The 20000-nt window shown below is 42.7% G+C and carries 17 protein-coding genes and 2 pseudogenes (2 of these 19 cut by a window edge); 9 read left to right on the top strand and 10 right to left on the bottom strand.

Annotated features, from left to right (window positions below):
- Positions 1-532: the final stretch of a DNA repair protein RadA gene (gene radA, locus LEP1GSC062_RS01605; protein ID WP_010576437.1), read on the top strand. 848 nt of this gene lie to the left of the window's left edge; 532 of the gene's 1380 nt are visible here — the last part of the coding sequence; its start codon lies off the left edge, out of view; its stop codon occupies positions 530-532.
- A 248-nt stretch (positions 533-780) separates the two neighbouring features.
- On the opposite strand, the gene lpxB is transcribed toward radA, so the two are convergent.
- The 8 genes from lpxB to LEP1GSC062_RS01565 all read right to left on the bottom strand — a co-directional run bounded on the left by lpxB (position 781) and on the right by LEP1GSC062_RS01565 (position 9006).
- On the bottom strand, positions 781-2091 hold the full coding sequence (gene lpxB, locus LEP1GSC062_RS01600) for a lipid-A-disaccharide synthase (protein ID WP_078125602.1): 1311 nt from the start codon (positions 2089-2091) through the stop codon (positions 781-783).
- Positions 2045-2893 carry an LpxI family protein gene (locus LEP1GSC062_RS01595; protein ID WP_020983292.1) on the bottom strand — a complete coding sequence of 283 codons (849 nt, stop codon included), beginning with the start codon at positions 2891-2893 and terminating at the stop codon, positions 2045-2047. The genes lpxB and LEP1GSC062_RS01595 overlap by 47 nt, the downstream gene beginning before the upstream one ends.
- 15 nt (positions 2894-2908) lie before the next feature.
- Positions 2909-3151: an FmdB family zinc ribbon protein gene (locus tag LEP1GSC062_RS01590; RefSeq protein WP_002624324.1), complete on the bottom strand. Its 243-nt coding sequence runs from the start codon at positions 3149-3151 to the stop codon at positions 2909-2911.
- A gap of 37 nt (positions 3152-3188) precedes the next feature.
- Positions 3189-4625 (bottom strand): SH3 domain-containing protein, encoded by a 1437-nt coding sequence (locus tag LEP1GSC062_RS01585; protein WP_020983290.1) that lies wholly within the window; start codon positions 4623-4625, stop codon positions 3189-3191.
- 22 nt (positions 4626-4647) lie between these two features.
- Positions 4648-6222 carry a TolC family protein gene (locus LEP1GSC062_RS01580; protein WP_010576435.1) on the bottom strand — a complete coding sequence of 525 codons (1575 nt, stop codon included), beginning with the start codon at positions 6220-6222 and terminating at the stop codon, positions 4648-4650.
- A gap of 225 nt (positions 6223-6447) precedes the next feature.
- Positions 6448-7323 (bottom strand): succinate--CoA ligase subunit alpha, encoded by an 876-nt coding sequence (sucD, locus tag LEP1GSC062_RS01575; RefSeq protein WP_010576434.1) that lies wholly within the window; start codon positions 7321-7323, stop codon positions 6448-6450.
- Positions 7324-7335: 12 nt separating this feature from the next.
- A complete protein-coding gene (gene sucC / locus LEP1GSC062_RS01570; protein ID WP_020983216.1) occupies positions 7336-8508 on the bottom strand; it encodes an ADP-forming succinate--CoA ligase subunit beta in 1173 nt (390 codons plus the stop codon).
- A gap of 333 nt (positions 8509-8841) precedes the next feature.
- A complete protein-coding gene (locus LEP1GSC062_RS01565; RefSeq protein WP_020983225.1) occupies positions 8842-9006 on the bottom strand; it encodes a hypothetical protein in 165 nt (54 codons plus the stop codon).
- Positions 9007-9183: 177 nt separating this feature from the next.
- Between LEP1GSC062_RS01565 and purL the strand changes: the two are divergent.
- The 4 genes and pseudogenes from purL (at position 9184) to LEP1GSC062_RS23805 (ending at position 15161) form a co-directional block, all read left to right on the top strand.
- A pseudogene (gene purL / locus LEP1GSC062_RS01560) lies at positions 9184-11422 on the top strand (phosphoribosylformylglycinamidine synthase subunit PurL).
- 17 nt (positions 11423-11439) lie between these two features.
- Positions 11440-12087 carry a leucine-rich repeat domain-containing protein gene (locus LEP1GSC062_RS01555; RefSeq protein WP_039940928.1) on the top strand — a complete coding sequence of 216 codons (648 nt, stop codon included), beginning with the start codon at positions 11440-11442 and terminating at the stop codon, positions 12085-12087.
- A gap of 7 nt (positions 12088-12094) precedes the next feature.
- Positions 12095-14839, top strand: a complete 2745-nt coding sequence (gene ileS, locus LEP1GSC062_RS01550) for an isoleucine--tRNA ligase (protein ID WP_020983310.1) — start codon at positions 12095-12097, stop codon at positions 14837-14839.
- Positions 14840-15008: 169 nt separating this feature from the next.
- Complete coding sequence (locus LEP1GSC062_RS23805; protein ID WP_020983263.1) at positions 15009-15161, top strand: hypothetical protein; 153 nt, start codon at positions 15009-15011, stop codon at positions 15159-15161.
- A 173-nt stretch (positions 15162-15334) separates the two neighbouring features.
- Here LEP1GSC062_RS23805 and LEP1GSC062_RS01545 read toward each other — a convergent pair whose 3' ends face one another.
- Positions 15335-16075, bottom strand: a complete 741-nt coding sequence (locus LEP1GSC062_RS01545; protein WP_010576431.1) for an LA_1326/LA_4305 family lipoprotein — start codon at positions 16073-16075, stop codon at positions 15335-15337.
- Complete coding sequence (locus LEP1GSC062_RS01540; RefSeq protein WP_076621730.1) at positions 16072-16440, bottom strand: STAS domain-containing protein; 369 nt, start codon at positions 16438-16440, stop codon at positions 16072-16074. The genes LEP1GSC062_RS01545 and LEP1GSC062_RS01540 overlap by 4 nt, the downstream gene beginning before the upstream one ends.
- Before the next feature lie 122 nt (positions 16441-16562).
- On the opposite strand from LEP1GSC062_RS01540, the gene LEP1GSC062_RS01535 reads away from it, so the two are divergent.
- From LEP1GSC062_RS01535 to LEP1GSC062_RS01520, 4 genes and pseudogenes are all read left to right on the top strand, one after another.
- The gene (locus LEP1GSC062_RS01535) at positions 16563-18416 is read left to right on the top strand and encodes a hypothetical protein (protein WP_020983198.1); all 1854 of its coding nucleotides are present in this window, start codon (positions 16563-16565) and stop codon (positions 18414-18416) included.
- A 16-nt stretch (positions 18417-18432) separates the two neighbouring features.
- Positions 18433-19152: a carbon-nitrogen hydrolase family protein gene (locus tag LEP1GSC062_RS01530; protein WP_010576429.1), complete on the top strand. Its 720-nt coding sequence runs from the start codon at positions 18433-18435 to the stop codon at positions 19150-19152.
- Between the two features lie 456 nt (positions 19153-19608).
- A pseudogene (locus tag LEP1GSC062_RS24470) lies at positions 19609-19882 on the top strand (hypothetical protein); the annotation flags it as partial.
- A protein-coding gene (locus tag LEP1GSC062_RS01520; protein WP_010576427.1) for a type II toxin-antitoxin system VapC family toxin crosses the window boundary here: on the top strand, positions 19868-20000 show its beginning. It continues 299 nt past the right edge of the window; only the first 133 of its 432 coding nucleotides appear in the window; its start codon is at positions 19868-19870; its stop codon lies beyond the right edge, outside the window. The pseudogene LEP1GSC062_RS24470 and the gene LEP1GSC062_RS01520, both read left to right, overlap by 15 nt.

Below are 20000 nucleotides of genomic sequence, written 5' to 3'. Positions count from 1 at the left end.
CTTTGTCAGCGCCGGTGCGGAGGAAAGAAGCGGTTCCGTAATCAGCGCTGTGTTAGAAGGAAGTCGAGCTCTTACCGTGGAAGTGCAGGCTTTGGTTAGTAAAACCGGTTTTGCTCAGGCAAGAAGAATGGCGGAGGGACCGGATACTCGCCGTGTGATTTTGCTCGCTGCAGTGATCGAAAAGTATATCAAAATCAAATTAGGGGAATGTGATCTGTTTAGCAATCTTGCGGGAGGTTTAAACGCGGATGAACCGGCTTTGGATCTTGCGATCTGCACTTCGATTATTTCTAGTTATCTCGATCAACCTCTTCCGAAAGGAACCTGCGTTCTGGGTGAGGTTGGTCTTTCGGGAGAGGTCCGTAGTATCGGGCAAGCCAATCTCCGGATTAAAGAACTTGCCGGAGTCGGTATGAAAAAGGTGATACTTCCTGAAGGCAACTTGAGCGAATTGGTCCAAAATGTGGACATTCAGATTCAGGGAATTCGTTCTTTGAACGATTTGCGTTTGCTCTTTCCGGGTGTCAATTGAACTTATTATCTGGGAATAAAAATAATAGAGTTGTTGAAAAATTAATTCTCTATCCGTTTCTACTCCATTGAAATGGACGTTTGAAGCGGTTTTGTTAATCTGAATCACGGAATTTTTCAACAACTCTAATGTAAAAAACATATTTTTCCATTAGATACGATTTTGTGTATGCAATAAAATTAATATTCAATAAACGTTCAAGTTGACCGATGTCGCTTACGATTTAAAAACATCAGAAAATTCTAAATTCAGGTTTGCTGTTCTTGGTTTCCAGATTCTTGTCCCGTCTCTGTTTTTTTGGGAAATTCTTTGATCAATTTTGTAATTTCCCTAGAAGCGTGTCTGGATGAATTCTCGACTCCTAACGCTTCTTTTACTTGGCGGACTTCTTCGATCATTTTAGTGCGATATTTTTTGTTGTCCAAAAGTTGAATCGATTCTTCCGCAATATGTATCGGAGTGCATTCCGCTTGTACTAATTCCCTGCAGATCTCTTTTCCGGAGAGAATATTCACAAGTCCGATATGGGGAGTTTGGATAAAAAGAGAGCTGATTACATAAGTAAACATGCTGACTTTGTAAAGAATCACCATCGGCTTTTCGAAATAAGCAACCTCTAACGTTGCGGTCCCGGAAGTTACCAAAACCAAATCGGAGGCTTCGATCGCACGAAGAGAACGATCGAATAGATATTCGATTTTTAAATTCGGAAATTTGGATTTGGCGAGTTCTATTTGTTCTAGAATGTAAATTTCTTCTTTTTGATTGATATTCGGTAGAAGAAAACGGATTTTCTTTTTTTCAATTTCATAATGATCCGAAAGTTGACCCGCAGTTTCCAAAAGATCGTTTAAGATTCTTCGAATTTCTCCGCTACGGGAACCGGGCATTAAAGTAATTGTGAAATGAAAATGAGTCTTATCTTCCGGCTCAGGAATGACTGTTTCTTTACGGATCTTTTCCCTCAAACGAACCGCGAGAGGATGACCTACAAATTCGCAAGGAACTCCGTAATTATCATAAATTTCTTTTTCGAAAGGAAATAAGACGAGCATCAAATCGACATTATCTCGGATTGTATAGATTCGATTGAAGTTCCAAGCCCAGAGTTGGGGAGAAACGTAAAAAACGACTGTAATCCCTAATTTCTTGAGCGCTTTTGCAAGGCGAAGATTGAAGCCCGGATAGTCGATTAAAACAGCGTGAGTGCAGTTTTTCTCGACGGCAATGTCGATCAATCTTCCGATCAAGGTTTTTAAGAATTTATATTTGAAAAGAATTGCGGAAAAGCCTATAATCGAAAGTTCTTCCATGGATTCGATCGAAGTAAAACCTTCCTCGATCATTCTTTCACCGCCGACTCCGAAAGTTTCCAAATAGGGAAAGTTTTTTTTAAGCTCTCGAATCAATTCCCCACCCAAAAGATCGCCGGAATGTTCTCCGGCCAGCATTAGAATTTTGGGATTTTCCTTTTTTGCCGGCAGAGTGGAAGCGCGTTTGGATATGGGTCGACTACCGGATTTTTTGGATTGTAGAGTTGATTTTCGTAAGGTTGCCACTGCCGATACTCAAAATATTGATTTTTAGTTTTTCTGCAAGGTTAATAAATTCTTTTGGATGTACTATGATCGTTTCCCCGGTTCGAAGGGCCAAGGTTTCGCAGTTATTCTCGCGCATGATTCTGAGTGTGTTTTCTCCTACGGTCGGAAGATCGAAACGGTGATCCTGACCCGGTTTAGAACTTTTACATACGGTCGCTTTTCTTTTTTTGGCAAAAGAACCGCCTCTGCAAATCGCAAAGTCCGTTCCTTCGACCGCTTCCACTGCAAGAACAGATTTATCCAGAACGATCACGGTTTGACCGATATCGAGTTCAGCCATCTTTTCGGCGTATTTCATACCGAAAGCCACGTCTTCCAACTCTTTTTTGTTCAAAACTTTTTTGGTGAATCTTCCTTCGGGAAGGAATAGAGATTGGAGATACGTTTTCTGGGAGATGATCGTGATTTTCTCTTTTGCGAATTCGTCCAAGACGGTTTTGAAAATCGAATAATCATGTCTATTGATCATTTTCGCGAGAAGACTGATCGCTTTCAGATCGAATTTCAGATTTTTGAATATGATTTCTTTTTTAACCTTTCCGAGAAGAAGAAGACGATCGACGTCATAGCGTTTGCATAATTTTATCAAAGTTCCGATTTTTATGATATGAATCGGAATGTTACGGTCTCCGTAAACTCCTTCATGGAAATCGGATTCGATGATGGAAAAAAAAATAGGATCTTCTCCCGCCGCGAGGGCCTCTTTCATTCCGATGTGAGGGAGCTCCCCTGCGCCGGCAAGAATTCCGAGTCTTCCCAAACTAATAAGGCCTCGTCAATCCGAGGAAGCCGCAGAAGATGCGGTAGAAGATTCTCCTCCTCCCGAACCGCTTTTCTTGTAATCCGTTACATAAAATCCGGTTCCTTTAAAAATGATACCGGAACCATTGGAAATCATCCTTTCCACTTCACCTTTTTTACCGCAAAGAGAACAATCTTTGACCGGATCGTCCTTCATGGAATGGAATTGTTCAAACGTTTGTCCGCAGGCTTTACATTTATAGTCGTATGTTGGCATGGATACTCTCCATTAGAATATTTTAATTTATTATTGCTTATGGAACGAATTTGAATTGAAAAACACTCAAACTCGAGTCGCCATTGTCCCTCGCCATAGGAAGACAAAGTTTCCATCGTATTCCAGAATTCGTGTCGATCGTTTCCAGGGAATCGATTCCGGATAGGACCCTTTTTTCGGAGACGATCAGACCGCCCTGAAATCCGGAGCCGCCGCCGTTTTGAATGTTTAGGCGAAATCTTTTTTTGGTAAAATTGTCTCCGGTGATAAATCGGTTTCGATTGATAGAAATGCTTTCCTTGTCCATCTCGATCTCAAAGGCCTTGTGCAAATCTCCGGGAGAACCGGCTAACAAAGTAAAGACGGGAATCGTTTCATCTCCTCCTAAAAAGGAGACGTGAAATTCCAAATCCCGGAACGACTCTTCCGTCGAACGACAGATCAGATCGTACTTACTTTTGGAAGAATGTAGAACGATTCCGGTATCTCCGTCGAGCGCGATTTTTTCAGTGGTATGATACTCACCTTGAAATCCGTTCGGAGGAGAGGATTCTTTCCAGAACTCGAAATCCCAAACCGGAGATCTATCTAAAGCGCGAAAAGATTCTTCCATCGCTTGCGAGATAGAAAGATCCGAAGGAACGTTTTTTAGAAATCCGGAAAAGATCCAACCCACGTTTCCGTTTCTAAGATCGACGACTTGATTCCAGTATCCTCTTTTGCCCGCTATGGTTTCGTTCCTAGTATCCCGATCGAGTATGAATACTACCTCTCCTCCTTTGAACTGAAACGCGATCGGGTTTTCGGTTCCGGGGCCGGTTCTTACGTTCAGATTCTTCCCTTCGATTTTCGCCTTACCGCCGTAAAATGGAGAATCTTCTCTTCCTGAAAAGTATTCGAGCAATTTTAAAAGTTTGTTTCTTCCGTTTTCATCCAGCTCGCGTGCGGAACCGGCGGAAATGGATTTGAGTAGCGCTTGGTTGTATTCGTCGTAGAGAGGGAGAGGGTTGGATGAAATCAGTTTCAACAAGTGTCTGGAGAGAACGTCCTGGGCTTCGTACTCCGAACCGAGGAACAGCTTTTTACAAAGCGCCCTCGTTTTGAGAAAGGAACCGTCTGGCAGAAAGGAAAAAAATCTGTCTTCGAACGTGAAGATTGTTCTTCCTCCGACTTCTCTTTTGAAAAATTTAAGCCCCGACTTTTCCGCAAACTTGGAGACGACTTTTTCTTTTTTTTCAGAAGCCGTAGTTAGAAGTTCGAAGTTGTATTCCGCGAGAGACATGGATGCGTAGGAATAGTCTTCCAAGTCCGGATCTTTTTTTTCCAGAACTTCTAAAACTACGTTTTCCCAGTTTCCTTTGGAAAAATTTTTATACACGGAATCGGTTTTACGAGTCAAAATTTTCCAGACGAGAGAACCGAGTAAAATGGAAATGAATATAAGCCCGAGGGTTACAAAAAAATTCTTTCTCAATCGTACCTCGGTCGATCTCCGATCAATTTAAGTGCGGAAGAAGTTTATCTCGATCCACTTGAAAATGTTCTAGTAATGAATTCTTAGCGAGATAATAACGTAAGAGATCGATATTGAAATTCACTTTTGCCTGCGTCAGTCTGAGCTGGTCTTGAACGTGGGTATCAAGCGCGTTCTTTACCGAAACCGCATCCGCTCTTCCTTGACGGAAACTCCTTAAAACCCCGTTGTAGTAGTTTTCGGTTTCTCTTTCGGTAGTAATGTTATTCTTATAAATTCTGTGACTCGCTTCGAGTGCTTCGATCCTAGTCTTTACGTCGTCTCTCACTTCGTTTTTGAGTTCTTCCTCTTTTAGAATTGCCTGGCGCATGCCGATCGTCGCGTCTCGAACCCCCGCATAAATACCTTTATCTGCGAGAGGATATGTGAAATTCATTTGCCCGGTCCATTCTTTGTACTTTGCGGTAGTGATCCCTTGATTGGAATCGATATAGTTTTCCTGGGGGGAAATGATATTTTGCGCCTGACTTGCACCGGTTCCTGAAAGCGTCAGAGTGGGAAGGCGGTCGTTGTTCGCGTTTTTCAATGCCGCCTCGGCGATTTCTTTTTGTTTGAGCGCGTTTAAAAAGTCGGCTCTATGTTTATAAGCATATTCTAAATCTTTTATATAATCCGGTTTTTCGATCAGTTCTTCCAAAAGATTGGTCTCTTCGGAAAGGGAAGTTCCGTCGGGAATTTTGAGAGAACGCACTAACTTACGTTTTGATTCTTCCTTTTGAACTTGAGCGGTTTCCAATTGGTTTTCCGCTTGGGCCAGAAGTGCGTTCCACTGATTGACTTCGAAACTTTCTGAAAGTCCGAGACTTTGTTTACGAATGGTAAGATTGCGAATATTCTTCGTGTTTTCCACGAGTTGTTTGTACGTTTTGACGGCTTGCGTTTTGATCGAATAATCCCAAAAATCGACGAGGGATTCTACGATGACCGCGGAAATCTGCTGTGATACTTGGTTTTTCATCATTTCCGTTTGGGATTCTAAAATTTTAACCTCGTTTCTTCCCTTATAACCGAATGAATTTTTGAGCAAATCTTGGCTGATGGTCGCTCTCACAAATCCTGTGTATAAAGGAGGAATTCCCAAGGCGCTAAATCCTGCCGGAGTTGTCGCCGCATTTTCGAACGCGTTCGAGTCGAATCTTCTAGTCCCCGCTTCCACTTTGAAGTAGGTTCCGGTGGTCTGGAGAATCTTTTCGATTCCACCTTTGATCGTATCATCGGAGATTTTCGTTCCTGTAAAAATATTCGTTTGGTTGAAGGGAAGAATGGATTGGCTGGATCTTCCGTCCGCTACCAATTTCCAAGAGTATTTGGAATCGTTTTTTAAAAAGTTCGTATCCGATTTTGCGAGTTCGTAACGAAGGTTTTGCAGGTTATAATTACTTTCCAATGCGCGTTTGACGGTTTCTTCGGTGGTCAGTTTAAGGATGGAATCATCTGCGAAAAGGGTCGTGGATAGAAGAACAAAATTTCCCAAAAGAATTCGAGACAACTTTTGAATTCTCAGCCTTTGTTTCCAATTTTTGACTTTGTCTTTCATTTCAAACCTTCTTTTTTCCGAATCCTATAAAGAATCAATTCCGGTTACTCAAATGTTGTCAAGCTAAGATACGACTCAAGAAGACTGATGTTTCTCTCATCAACTTGAACGTTTACAAATTTATTCATTGATGAGAATACTGATAGAAGAAGTGACCATCACTCTTACATATCCGTTTTGTTTCGTCCTCTGAAAGTCGTGTCTTGCATTTACTACATTGTGATATTATCCCAGAGCCTTCTTCATTTTTTCTCCAACTTCCGCGATAGATTGGCAAACTTGAATTCCCGCTTCCTGCATCGCTTTCATTTTAGAAGTAGCCGTTCCTAAACCGCCGCTGATGATCGCTCCCGCGTGTCCCATTCTTTTGCCTGGAGGAGCCGTTTGACCGGCGATAAAACCGACGACCGGTTTTTTTACGTGATTCTTAATGTATTCGGCCGCTTCTTCTTCGGAAGTTCCGCCGATTTCTCCGATCATCACGATTCCTTTCGTTTCCGGGTCTTCGTTTAACAATTTGATGGCTTCGGTGTGGTTCATACCTGGAACCGGGTCTCCTCCGATTCCGATACAAGTGGATTGGCCTAAACCTTGTTTTGTGATCTGAGCCACGGACTCGTAAGTCAGAGTTCCGGAACGGGAAACGATTCCTACGGAGCCGGGGCTATGGATAAAGCCTGGCATAATTCCGAGTTTTTGTTTTGCGCGAGGAGTGATCACTCCGGGGCAGTTCGGTCCTACGAGTTTTGTTTTAGAATTTCGTAATACGCTGTAAACTTTCAGCATATCGTGGGTCGGAATTCCTTCGGTGATGCAGATCACGAGTGGAAGTTCCGCAAGAATTCCTTCGATGATCGCGTCCGCCGCAAAAGCGGGAGGAACGAAGATCACTGCGGCGTTTACGCCTTCATTTCGAATGGAATCTCGGATCGTGTTGAATACGGGAACCTTATCTTCCCATTTGCTTCCGCCTTTTCCGGGAGTTACTCCTGCGACAACTTTTGTGCCGTATGCGAGCATCTGTGTGGCGTGAAAAGAACCTTCCTTACCGGTGATTCCTTGCACTACGACTTTTGTATTTTCATCAACTAATACTGCCATGTGTGTTCTCTCTTACCCAATCAGTTTGGCAATGGTGCTTGCCGCTTCGCGGAGGTCGTCGACTCCGGTAATTTTGAGTCCGCTTTTATTGAGGACTTCTCTTCCAAGTTCCGAGTTGGTTCCTTGGAGACGAACAACGAGAGGAACCTTGAGATCGACTGCTTTGGCCGCTTCGATAATTCCTTCGGCAACCATATCGCAACGAACGATTCCACCGAAGATGTTTACAAAGATTCCTTTTACGTTCGGATCACCGAGGATGATTTTGAATCCGTTGGTAACTGTGGTCTTGCTTGCCCCACCTCCCACGTCGAGGAAGTTTGCAGGTTCCGCACCGGCGAGTTTTACGATGTCCATAGTCGCCATTGCGAGACCGGCGCCGTTTACCATACAACCGATGTTTCCATCTAACTTGACGTAGTTGAGGTTGAACTCGGAAGCTTGCACTTCGAGAGGATCTTCTTCGGTTACGTCGCGGAAAGCCGCATTGTCCGCGTGACGATAGAGTGCGTTTTCATCCAAGTCGATCTTGCAGTCGCCCGCGATGATTTCGTTCTGTTTGGTAAGAATGAGAGGATTGATTTCTAAAAGGGAAGCGTCTTCTTGGATGTAGGCGCTGTAGATCGCTGCGAGAAGACTTTGAAAAGATTTGTGGGATTCCGGAGGAAGACCGAGATCAAATGCAAGTTGTCTTGCTTGGTTGATTTGGAGTCCGATTCCGGGATCGATCGCGATTTTCAGGATCTTTTCAGGATGAGTTTCTGCGACTTCTTCGATTTCCATACCGCCTTCCGTGGAAGCCATGACGATGGTTTTGCGGATGGAACGGTCGAGTAGGATACTTAAATAATATTCCTTAGCAATATCGATTCCTTGCTCTAAATATACTTTCAGGACTTTTTTTCCTTCGGGTCCGGTTTGAGGAGTGATGAGCTGCATTCCGAGAATTTTGTCTACGGCTGCGGTTGCGTCTTCTTTGGTTTTGGTTACTTTAACACCGCCGCCTTTTCCACGTCCTCCGGCGTGAATTTGAGCTTTTACAACTACGACGGAACCGCCCGTTTTGGAGGTAACTTCGTCATGGGCTTTGGATGCGTTTTCTTTTTTATCGATTACGATTCCAAATGGAACGTTGGCTTTGTGCCTTCTCAGGATTTCTTTTGCCTGATACTCGTGAATTTTCATGAATTAACCTTCATTGAACTTAGTTCAGTGCTTCTTTTTAGTAGGAGGTATGATTTACTCGAAATTTATACTGTTTTCGGCGGGAACTTTGGTGTCAGTAAAAAATTCAAGAGACCGACGCTTCAAGTCGCGAGGGTTAGGGGTTTTTAGTTTTTCCGATCGAATCGGAGTGGCGCGAAAAAATATTCGATTTTTTCGTTCCATTGAAAAATCTAGGAGTTCCTAGATTTTAGCGAATAGAGCAAAGTTTTGCTCATAATCGTAAGAAATAACACCTAACTCCTAACAAACTAATCACTCGTAACTTGAAACGTAGGAACTCCTGCGTTTTCCTTAGAACGATAAACTCGGATCTCTTCCGATCGCTACGGATACAATCGGAAAAATCTTAACCCCTGTCTTCCATTCTTGCTTTCTGAAGGAAAGCCCAGCGGCTTCAGAGGACGGAAGACAGACGAACTTCGCTACGCTCGTTCTAGACAGAAGACAGTAGCTCATTTCCGCTGCATCTCGCTTTCCCAATACAACGTCTCTTGAACCGCCTTCCGAAACTGCATTTAAAATCCGTGATGCATCTCATCCACAACCGCTTTCAGTCCTCTGAATGCCACGCGTTCTAATTTTACCGGAATATTTGATTTTCAGGGTGCGACTTAGAAAAAATACTGGCAAACGATGGAAAAAGACGTTGTTTCCCTACAAGACGCTCTGGAACACGGGCTTACCGCAGAAGAATTTCAGAAAATTCAGGAAATTTTGGGAAGAATTCCAAACTCCACCGAACTTGGAATTTTTTCCGCAATGTGGTCGGAGCATTGTTCTTATAAAAACTCGATTCTAAAATTAAAAACTCTCCCGACATCTTCGGATAAGTTACTTGCCAAAGCGGGCGAAGAGAATGCAGGCGCGATGGATATCGGCGACGGGCTGGCCGTGGTTTTCAAAATCGAAAGTCACAATCACCCGACCGCGGTGGAACCGTATCAGGGCGCGGCGACCGGTGTAGGTGGAATTATGAGAGATATCTTTACGATGGGTGCGCGTCCGATCGTATCGCTGAATTCTCTTCGATTCGGAAATCCCGACGAACCAAGAAATAGATATCTTCTTTCCCGTGCGGTAAAAGGAATCGGAGATTACGGAAACTCGCTCGGAATTGCGGTTTCGGGTGGAGAACTTTTTATCGACGAATGTTTTTCCAAAAACCCTCTCGTAAACGCAATGACCGTAGGAATCGTTCGCCACGATCAGATGGCCAGCGCGACTACCGGCGGACAAGTCGGCAACGCGGTTTACATTGTCGGAGCTACGACGGGAAGAGACGGAATTCACGGAGCGTCCTTCGCATCCAAGGACCTTTCGAAAGAATCCGAATCCAAACGATCAGCCGTTCAAGTAGGCGATCCGTTTATGGAAAAGCTTCTCATGGAAGCGAGTCTGGAAGCGATTCAAAAGGGACTCTTGATCGGAATTCAAGATATGGGTGCGGCTGGAATTTCTTGCGCGACTTCGGAGATGAGTGCAAAAGGCAAAACGGGGATGAAGATCAATTTGGATCTCGTGCCGTTTCGCGAAACCGGTATGAACGCCTACGAAGCGATGCTTTCCGAGTCCCAAGAAAGAATGCTTGTCGTTCCCAAAAAGGGAAAAGAATCCGAGCTCGTAGCTATATTCGAAAAATGGAATCTAAATGCGGTCAAGATCGGCGAGGTCACCGCGGACGGATTGATCGAGATTTATATGGGTGGAAAACTGAAAGCGCATATTCCCGCCGAATCGCTCGTATTAGGCGGAGGAGCGCCGCGTTACGAAAGAGAAACAAAACGACCTTCTTATTTAGACGCGGTAAAAAATTGGAAACCAAATTCTATTTTGGATATCACTCCGGGCGCAAATACAAAAGACGTACTGCTTAATATTCTTTCTTCTTGGAATGTGTGTTCCAGAAAACCGATCACGGAACAATACGACAGCGAAGTCGGTCTCGTAAAACTCATAGGCCCGGGACTAGACGGAGGACTTTCTTCCATTCCGGACACGAACAAAGCTCTTGCGACCGCTACCGATTGTAATTCCAGATATACCTATCTCGATCCGTATAAAGGAGCGCAATTCGCTGTTTGTGAGGCGGCCCGAAACGTTTATGTTACGGGAGCGACCCCATACGGAGTGACTAATAACCTGAATTTCGCAAATCCTTATATTCCGGAAAACTATTATATGTTTTCCGAATGTATTCGAGGGATGGGAGATGCCTGTCGCTTCTTGGGGCTTCCCGTAACCGGAGGGAACGTATCTTTTTACAACGAATCTCCTGAAGGACCGATTTTCCCAACCCCTACGATCGGGATGGTAGGAATCCTTCAAGATAAGAAAAAATTTCTTTCCAACTTTCCGAAGGAAGCCGGAATCGAACTTGCGGTTCTTGGAAATTTCCGTCCTTCTTTGGGAGGGAGCGAATACCTGAAAAAAATACCACGGACAAGTAAATGGGAGTATTCCCGAGATTGATATCAAAGAGGAATTAGAACTTTGTAAACTGATTCTTTCTTTGAATGAAAAAGGAGCTCTGAAATCCGCAAGGGATCTTTCTCTCGGAGGAATCGGAATCGCTCTTTCCAAAACGGTTCTTTTTTCGGGACTTGGAATCGATGCGGACCTGACCGCTTTCAAACAAAATCGATTGGATCTGACCTTGTTCGGAGAAAGTTCGACTACCGTTCTCGTTGGGTTTGATTCCTCTTGGAAGGAAAAAATCCGCAAACAAACAGAAGAGAAAGGGCTGAAATTTTATCCTATCGGTAAAACTACTTCCTTCGGAGTTTTGAAGCTAAAGGACATCGGAGTGGAAATTTCTTTTTCGGAATTGAACGGGCCTTATGAGAAAGGTTTGGAGGCCGTATTCGCTTTATGAGAGAGGGAGTAAAACGAATGAATTTTCCGTTATTAAAGGAATTTCTTGCGATCGGCTTCATTTGTTTTACGGCGAGTTTCGACTGTAAAAAAAATGCGGAAGAAATTTTGGGAGAGGCAAAGGCAAAACCCGAGTTGGTTCAAACCTTGGATTTTGGAATGCAGAAGTTGTCCACGGTTCCCGAAGGAGTTTGCGGTTTTCCAAACCTAACCAAGTTGGATCTTCGTTTAAACAGTCTTTCTTCTCTTCCGGATGAAATCGGAGATTGCAAGAATTTAGAACAACTCAATCTTTTCGGTAACGATCTGACCACTTTTCCGGCGGCTCTTTCTAAGTTGAAAAAACTTCGTATTCTTCTGGCTGGAAACAATGATTTAAAGTTTCTTCCGTCGGAGCTGTTATTTCTACCGGAAATCAAAACGATCTATATGGATCAGAATAAATTGACGCTTACGGAAACGGACGTGGAAATTCTCGCTTCTCTTTCCTCTTTGGAGGAATTGGATCTGAATCTGAATTTGGGAATCAAGACGCTTCCTTTTAATTACGAAAAACTCGGGAATCTTACCAATTTAAAAAGATTGAATATTAAAAAAACTTCATTAAAGGGAGAAGACGCAGATAAACTGCAGGCGATTCTTCCAAACACCAAAATCGACTACTGAAACGACTATGAGCGAAACCCAAAAAGAAAACCCGTATTCCTCCACAGTTCTCCTTCCTAAGACCGACTTTCCCATGAAGGCAGATCTTGCCAAACGGGAACCTGAACAGATTCGATCTTGGAAACAAAACCAGATCTTTCGAAAAATGAGGGAACAAAGAAATGGAAAAAAAGAATTTGTTCTTCATGACGGTCCTCCGTATGCAAATGGAAATTTTCATTTAGGCCACGCTCTCAATAAAATTCTCAAAGATACGATTATTAAATCGAAATCGCTCGCCGGTTTTTATGCGGACATGATTCCGGGTTGGGATTGTCACGGTCTTCCGATCGAGGTTCAGGTTTTAAAGAATTTAGGAAAGAAGGTTCGTGAAACCGGACCAGAAGAGCTCAGGCAACTCTGCAGAAAATATGCGGAAGAGTTCGTTGGAAAACAAGGGGACGATTTAAGCCGTTTTCTTTGTTTTTGGGAGGAAGGGAAAATCTACAAAACAATGTCGCCCGATTTTGAAGCGAAAATTGTGGAAGTGTTCGGGGAACTTTTTCAAAAAGGGTATGTGTATCGAGGTAAAAAGCCCGTTTATTGGTCGATCGATTTGGCGACGGCGCATGCGGAAGCGGAGATAGAATATTACCCTCATGTTTCCCCTTCGATCTATGTGAAATTTCCGGTTATCGGAGAACAAAAACAATTCTGTCTAATCTGGACGACAACTCCTTGGACTCTTCCCGCAAACCTTGCGATTTGCTTTAACAAGAAAATTGAATATTCCATTTTTAAAACGGAGTCCGAAGACGAACTGATTCTAGCGGATGGTCTCGCGGAAAACGTAATCAACGCGACGGGCGTGTCGCTTAACAAAATAAAACCGATTTCTTCGGACGAGTTGGCCGGTCTTAAATTTCAGCATCCTTTTATCGATCGTATTTCCGTTTCCCTGTTCGGAGATCATGTGACTCTTGAGGCGGGGACCGGTTGTGTACATACCGCTCCCGGACATGGACAAGACGACTACAAAGTCGGTTTAACGGCTGGGCTGGAACCTTTTTCACCCGTAGACGATTACGGAAGGTACACGGATGAGTTCCCTTTGATGCAGGGAAAAAAAGTTTTCGATGCAAATCCGGAAATCATTCAACTCCTCAAAGACAAGGGATTACTTCTGTATCACGGCGAGCTGGAACATTCTTATCCTCATAGTTGGAGAAGTAAAAAACCTCTGATATTTCGAGCGACACCTCAGTGGTTTTTTAAGATGGATTTTCAAGACCTCCGTGAAAAGTCTCTTTCCGCGATCGATGGAGTCCGATGGATTCCATCTTGGGGAATCACTCGAATTCGATCCATGGTAGAAACGAGACCGGACTGGTGTTTGTCTCGTCAGAGAAACTGGGGAGTACCGATTCCTGCGTTCACTTGCGAATCCTGCGGTCAAACTCATATCGACGACGCTTCGATTCGGTTTTTTACGAAGATTGTCCGTGAAAAAGGGATCGAGATTTGGTATTCGGAAGAAGCTAAGGACCTTCTTCCTCCGGGAACGAAGTGCGAGAAGTGCGGAAAAGATTCCTTCAAAAAAGGAAACGATATTTTAGATGTTTGGTTCGATTCCGGAGTCTCCAACTTTGCGGTGTTAGGTGAACGTAAGGATGAACCTCCGGCGGATCTTTATCTGGAAGGTTCCGATCAACATAGAGGTTGGTTTCAGTCTTCTCTCTGGCCTTCGATGGCTCTTCGAGGAATTCCTCCTTATAAGGCCGTCTTGACCCACGGTTATGTTTTGGATGAAAAAGGACGCGCAATGTCTAAATCTTTAGGAAACGGAATCGATCCTACGGCCGATATCATCCAAGTTTACGGAGCCGATATTCTTCGCTTGTGGGTCAGTTCTTTGGACTTTAGGGACGATATTAAGGTAGGAAAAGAATCTTTAAAGATCGTTTCCGAGCAGTATCGTAAGATCCGTAATACGTTCCGGTATCTTTTGGGAAATTTGGACGGTCATACCCCTGAACAAAATCTTCCTTTTGAAGAACTCGAAGAGTTGGACCGATTTTATCTTTCCAAACTCGCTGGTTTTGTGGAAGACGCGGTTACGAGTTATGAAACTTATCAGTTTCATCAGATTTATCAGAAGTTGATCTTATTTTGCACAGTTACCCTGTCTCAGGATTATTTCGATATGATCCGGGATAGAATGTATTGCGACGCGAGAGATTCGAAATCCAGAAGATCCTCCTCTACGGCACTTCAGTATATTCTGGATTCCTTATGTATTCTCGTGGCGCCGATTCTTAGTTTTACCGCCGAAGAGGTATGGACTTCCAACGGAAAAAAAGACTCTGTGTTCTTACAAACCTTCCCTGATTTGAGATCTTGGAAGAATCAATCTCTCGAAGATAAGTTTGAGTCTGCGTTGCAAGCGAGAGAAGTCGTTCAGAAGGCTCTTGAGATCGCAAGACAAGAAGGAAAGTTGGGTAAGTCTCTCGAAGCGGCTCTTGAAATTGTTTCTAAGGGCGGACCCAGCTTTGGCGAACTTCTTCCGAAGGAAACCTTGGAGTTGCTTTTTGTGGTTTCTCAGATTCATGAGAAAAATCCGGGAATGGAAGTCCTTTCCAGTCACGAGAACGAAAAATTCTCCGTAAAAGTTTTAAAGCCGGTTCAAGGCGAATGTCCTCGCTGTTGGAGGCATACGGAAGATATCTCCAAGTCGGGCGATCTTTGCGGTCGTTGTAAATCGGTCGTCGCTTGAGTTGTGTAACGGACATCGCAGATTTTGCATTGTATCCCTCTCACGATCATCTTCATCGAGTATTTGACCCGATAAACTACCCACAAAAAAAACCGCTTGCAAGCGGACTGAACATCCCTACTAAAGTAGATCCGATATTTTTATCAAACGTTGGAGAGCATCTTCATTCATGATCACACCGACAAACGCGGCGATTTTTCAACTGATATACACGACTTACTTTTTCATCACACATTTCATCCCCATGAAACCGTTCGGAATTACGATCCTAATCTGGACGAATTGGATTCTTTCTTTGCAGGAAGTTTTACAAAGAATTTAACCTCAGAGTCCGTTTCAAAGCCGTCTCAATGTTAGAACTTTTTAGATATCAGGGTTTTAGGGATCAGCATATTCGATCTCAGTGGATAGGGGTTATAGGACTTTATATTCGGCGCGTACATAAAAAAGGAGAAGGGACGATTCCCCTTGGACCGCGAAGTAGTTTAACAAAAATCAGCCGCCGGGGCGATCATTTTCATCGGTAAGTTTGCGGATTTCGTTTCGTTTTCTCGGTTTAAATTTATACTGATCTAATTGTTCGGGGTTAAAAATCACCCATTTCCGATTCGGAATGTTTCGAACCGTTTGGAATTGAACGATTCCGTTATCCAAAATTTCCGTCCCGTCGGAAACGTGATTAAGAGAGATCGCTTTGATGTTAGTCCAAAGAGAAAAATCCAGACCTACATTTTTATCCACGATTTCCCTTTTGATTTTACCGAAAACCACGTTAATTTTATCTTTTTCGCCCCAGATCAAGGCGGTAGTCAACTCTTCCAAAGAAACAACCGATTGAATGTCGTCGTATTTTGAAATCAAAACAAGAATCTTATTTTCGGGAAGAGACTTAATAACTAAAGGAAGATCTCTTGCTACAGCTTCCAATTCTCCGTCAGAAAAAACATGATTCGTAAAAAAGCCGAGAGACGATTTTTTGGTGTATTTCAGATTTCCTAGAAGAGCTTTCCATTGTTCGGAGGTGAGTTGAAAAGGATGAGTGAACGATCTCGAAGGGACCAGCTCCTCAAAAAAATTTACTTTGATAGGGCTGATCTGAAAATAAGCGACTTCCGCTGAACGATAAATCAGGTTTGAATTGGTGGGCCAAAAGAAAAAATATCTTTCCTGAACCCAAGAACACTGAACGAGTAAAAAGATGAAAAACAAATGGGGAAATTTGAACGTATATTTCATTTGGAATTTTGATCCACAAACTCTTGAAAAATCGGATACTTATTTAGAAACTCTTCATTAGTATAAAGGTTCACGATTCTGTCCAGTCCCGATAGCCGAAATACGGAATTTAAGGACTTATTGAGGCCAAAAATGTTTAGAGTTCCGTTTTTTTCTCGAATTTGATTTCTTACTTTAATGATAATACCGATTCCGGAAGAATCGATGAATTTGACTTTTCCTAGAAAAAAGCTGATGATTTCCGGATTTTCCGTTTTTATCGATTCTTCGAATTCTTTGTGAAAATCCCGAGAATTATCCATGAGGATGTCTTCAAGAACGCTAAGAACGATATGCTTTTCTCGTATCTCGCTTCGGATTATCATCAAATCGAAAAAACACCTGGAAGAAAGGCCTGTCAAGAAGTAAAATGAAGTAGTAACTTTCTTGATTTATTTCTTAGAACTACGAATTTGAACTGAGACGCGGAATTGCAAGGATTGCACTTATGGCTGAGTTTGATAAAACGAAACGCTCCATTGGAGTGAATAATCTGGATGATAAGGCCAGAAAAGAAATGTTTAATAAATTCCAGTCTGCCGGCGGAAAAGTCGTCAGTGAAAAGGATAAAAAGAAAGAAGAAGCCGAATCCGGTAGACAACCTAATATTCGTCAAGGCCAGAGAGGTCAGGTTGGCGGAAGAGATTCCTCTTCACGCGGCGGAACTTCGTCTCGCTCCGGTATGGGAGGAAAAGGTGGCGGTTCTGTCGGAGGATCTAAAGGACCTAGTCCGAGAGATAGAAAAGCTCTCGAAGACGAAATGGGAAATTTCATCAATCGCCTTTCCGTTCGGGTTAAATGTTGGTTGGGAAGAGTTACCGGATTTTCCTCTCCCGATCTATTACCTACTTTTTTATCTGACTTTAATCTCTATGGAAAAAAATCCCTTCTTGAATTGAACTTTGTCGGAAATGATATCCTCGGAAACCCGACATACGCGGGGAAGATAGCAAAAGAACTCGACGCTCAGAATCCCATTTATATTGAACTTTTGGGGAGAATGCATAAGCTATACGATAACGCGGAAGTGAATCAAGTGCTAGAGCCGCATAACGCGGCTCCGGATCTACCTGTTGCGATTTCCAGAATCAGAGATCCCTTGTATTCTATTTTTAAAAAATTATACTATGTTTATCCATTTCAGGGAAGTTATGTGAAGGCCGTCAATCTAGGATACTCCGCCTTGGAAAAACTGGAAGGGAAACCTACTGCTATTTATAACACGAAGAAAAAGCGCGCTCTTCAGGAATTTGATTATCTATTCGGAACCTTATTCGAAAAGCTTTATCTTATCATTCTTAGAAACGAAAACAAGAACATTCCTCTCTTAAGCAATACGATGGAATCCGTTCTTGGAATACTTCCCGAAGAGAAACCGGGTCATAGACAGCAAGGGGAAGAGTTGGATGAAATCTCCGGAGGTGCGACATCTGAAGAGGGCGCTCCCGTGGAAGAAAAGAAAGAAGAAACCAACCCCGAAGATTCCCTCAGTAAAGAACTCAAGTACGGTTTGAAACTGATGAGAATACTTCCTCTCGATCAGCTCCGTAAAAAACACGATCCGAAGGGGGAATATGAAGATATTCTTTCTGAGGATAAGGCGTTTTTGACCTGGCTTTTCTTTAAGGAATTCGATGCCGAATATTCTTTCGTGATGACAACCAAAAAAATCGAAATTAAACCTACGATCGTAAATGGCGCTAAGGTCGACTATCGAGAGAAGATGATCGATCATTATGAGACGACTCGGGCTTCAATCGAGCAGTTTAGAATTTACGATCAGTATTATAAGGAACTAAAAAATCATCTTAAAAATCCGGGTGCCAATTACATCGAAGCCTCTAAAAAAACTAGCGCTTTGGAAACGAAAAAAAGCCAACAATCCAGAAACGTTCGTGTGACGGTTAAAGAATTCGTGGAAAAGACGGCCGAAATTTTGGAGAAACTCATCACAGACATGAAATCCAAAAAAGAGATCGTTACTAACATGGATGAAATTATGACCTTGGACATGATGGAATCCAAAAGAAGGTTGAATAAAAAACCGATCAAACAGTGTATCATGGAAGCATATTGTTTTGCGATCGCGTTTGCGGGCCGTCTTGAAAGCGGGGATTTATTCGGAGGAGTAACCGAACTTTCTTCCGAAGAGATGGAAAAAGAATTCGGTATCAAAACGGAACAATCCTCTGTTAACGAATCCGATCTGGGAATGCCGGGAGCCGGTAGCGACTCGTCCGGGGGTTCTGAAAAGATCGATTCGGACTCGTTAGGCGTTGATCCTTCCATTTTAGGCGATTGATCGGGCGGTATCGGTTTTGGCGTCCGCAAAAGTTACACTTTTTCAAAAACATATCAATCGACCCGTTTCGAACGATCAGAAACTAAAACTTTCGAAGGAAAAATCCGACTTTTTACTTTTGCCGGAATATTTTCCATTCTACGATTTGTCTTCCACTCCGGAAAAACTTTCCGAAAAATCTAAAATTCTTTCCGACGAACTCTTGCAGATTTCCGAATATTATAAAGGTGTAATTATCGGAGGATCCATGTTCAGGAAGGACGGTTTTGGAAAACTGAAAATCAGCGTTCCGATCATTCAGGACGTGGTAGTCGTGGATTGGTATGATAAACGGGAACTTTCCTCCGAAGAAAACGTCGCCTCTCCGGGCGATGCGGAAACGATCTTTATCATGGGAGGTTTTCGTTTCGGAGTCGTGGCCGGAAAAGAAATCCGAAGCTCCGAACGTTTGGAGGAATTGAAATCTCAGAACGTAAACCTTCTTTTTCACATTGATTCCGTTTCGGAACCTGATTTCACTCACGCACAGGACTTGGAACGTTACGCGAAACTATCCGCCGAATACGGAATTTTTATCGCGAGAGTGAGCGGCGTCGGTTCCTCTCTCGGCCGAGCGGGTGTGGGAAGAAGTCTTTTATCCACTTCCTCCGGAGTAAACTGGAAGGTCGCGGAATCCGAAAAGGACAAGGAAGTGATCAAAACCGTTACGATCAACGGGGTGAACGGTTTATTTTGATCTTGATTCAAAACTTGTTCATGAATCGATTTCTACCGCTTTTTACTTTTGTAATTAACGTGAGCTCGGGGTAAGAAAATGAGAAAGAATTTTCTAAAAGTAGGAGTCCTTACTTTTAGAATTTGTTCGTAAAATCGCGATTTGTTTTAGCTCCCACATTTTAAGAATAGATTTACAAAGTTCAAATTCCAACTTCCTACAAAAAAATGGATCATGGATTTCTTACACCGAACTCACGTTAATTATATTCCAATTTTGCAATATACGTATGTTTCAAAAAGATCAAGTTATAGTTGAAAATTCTGTATCTTTTTTTAAGGACGAGTGGAATACAGAATCGATACGATTTAAAATAGAGTTGTTGAAAAATTCCGTGATTCAGATTAACAAAACCGCTTCAAACGTCCATTTCAATAGGGCAGAAACGGATAGAGAATTAATTTTTCAACAACTCTAATGAAAGTCACGAATCAAAGTCGAAATCCGATTTCCGAATATAGACGTTGAAAACAGATCCGAGTTCGTAAACTTCTATTTCAACGGGAAAGTGGGGAATCCGTTAGCGTTATACGGCGGATTAGAGGAAATTAAAGATAACAAAACGATTCCAATCGGTTTATCGTAAGAATTTGAATAATCCCGAACATTTCCCTTCTTAAGCAAAGAAAACGAATTTACGGTTCAATGGGAATATAGGAAAATAAAATCAAAAATTTTGAAAGTGAACGTTTTGGTAAAACTTTATTATCCCGAAACCGATTCCAAAAAAGTTTCCACATACTTTGAAAAACGCGGAAAACCGATTCCTATCACGAATTTGCACGTATTAGAATTGGAAAACGCCTTCG

The sequence above is a fragment of the Leptospira alexanderi serovar Manhao 3 str. L 60 genome, from assembly GCF_000243815.2.
GTDB lineage: Bacteria > Spirochaetota > Leptospiria > Leptospirales > Leptospiraceae > Leptospira > Leptospira alexanderi.
Note: the sequence above shows the minus strand (reverse complement) of the source record. Positions and strands in the feature narration are given on the sequence as shown.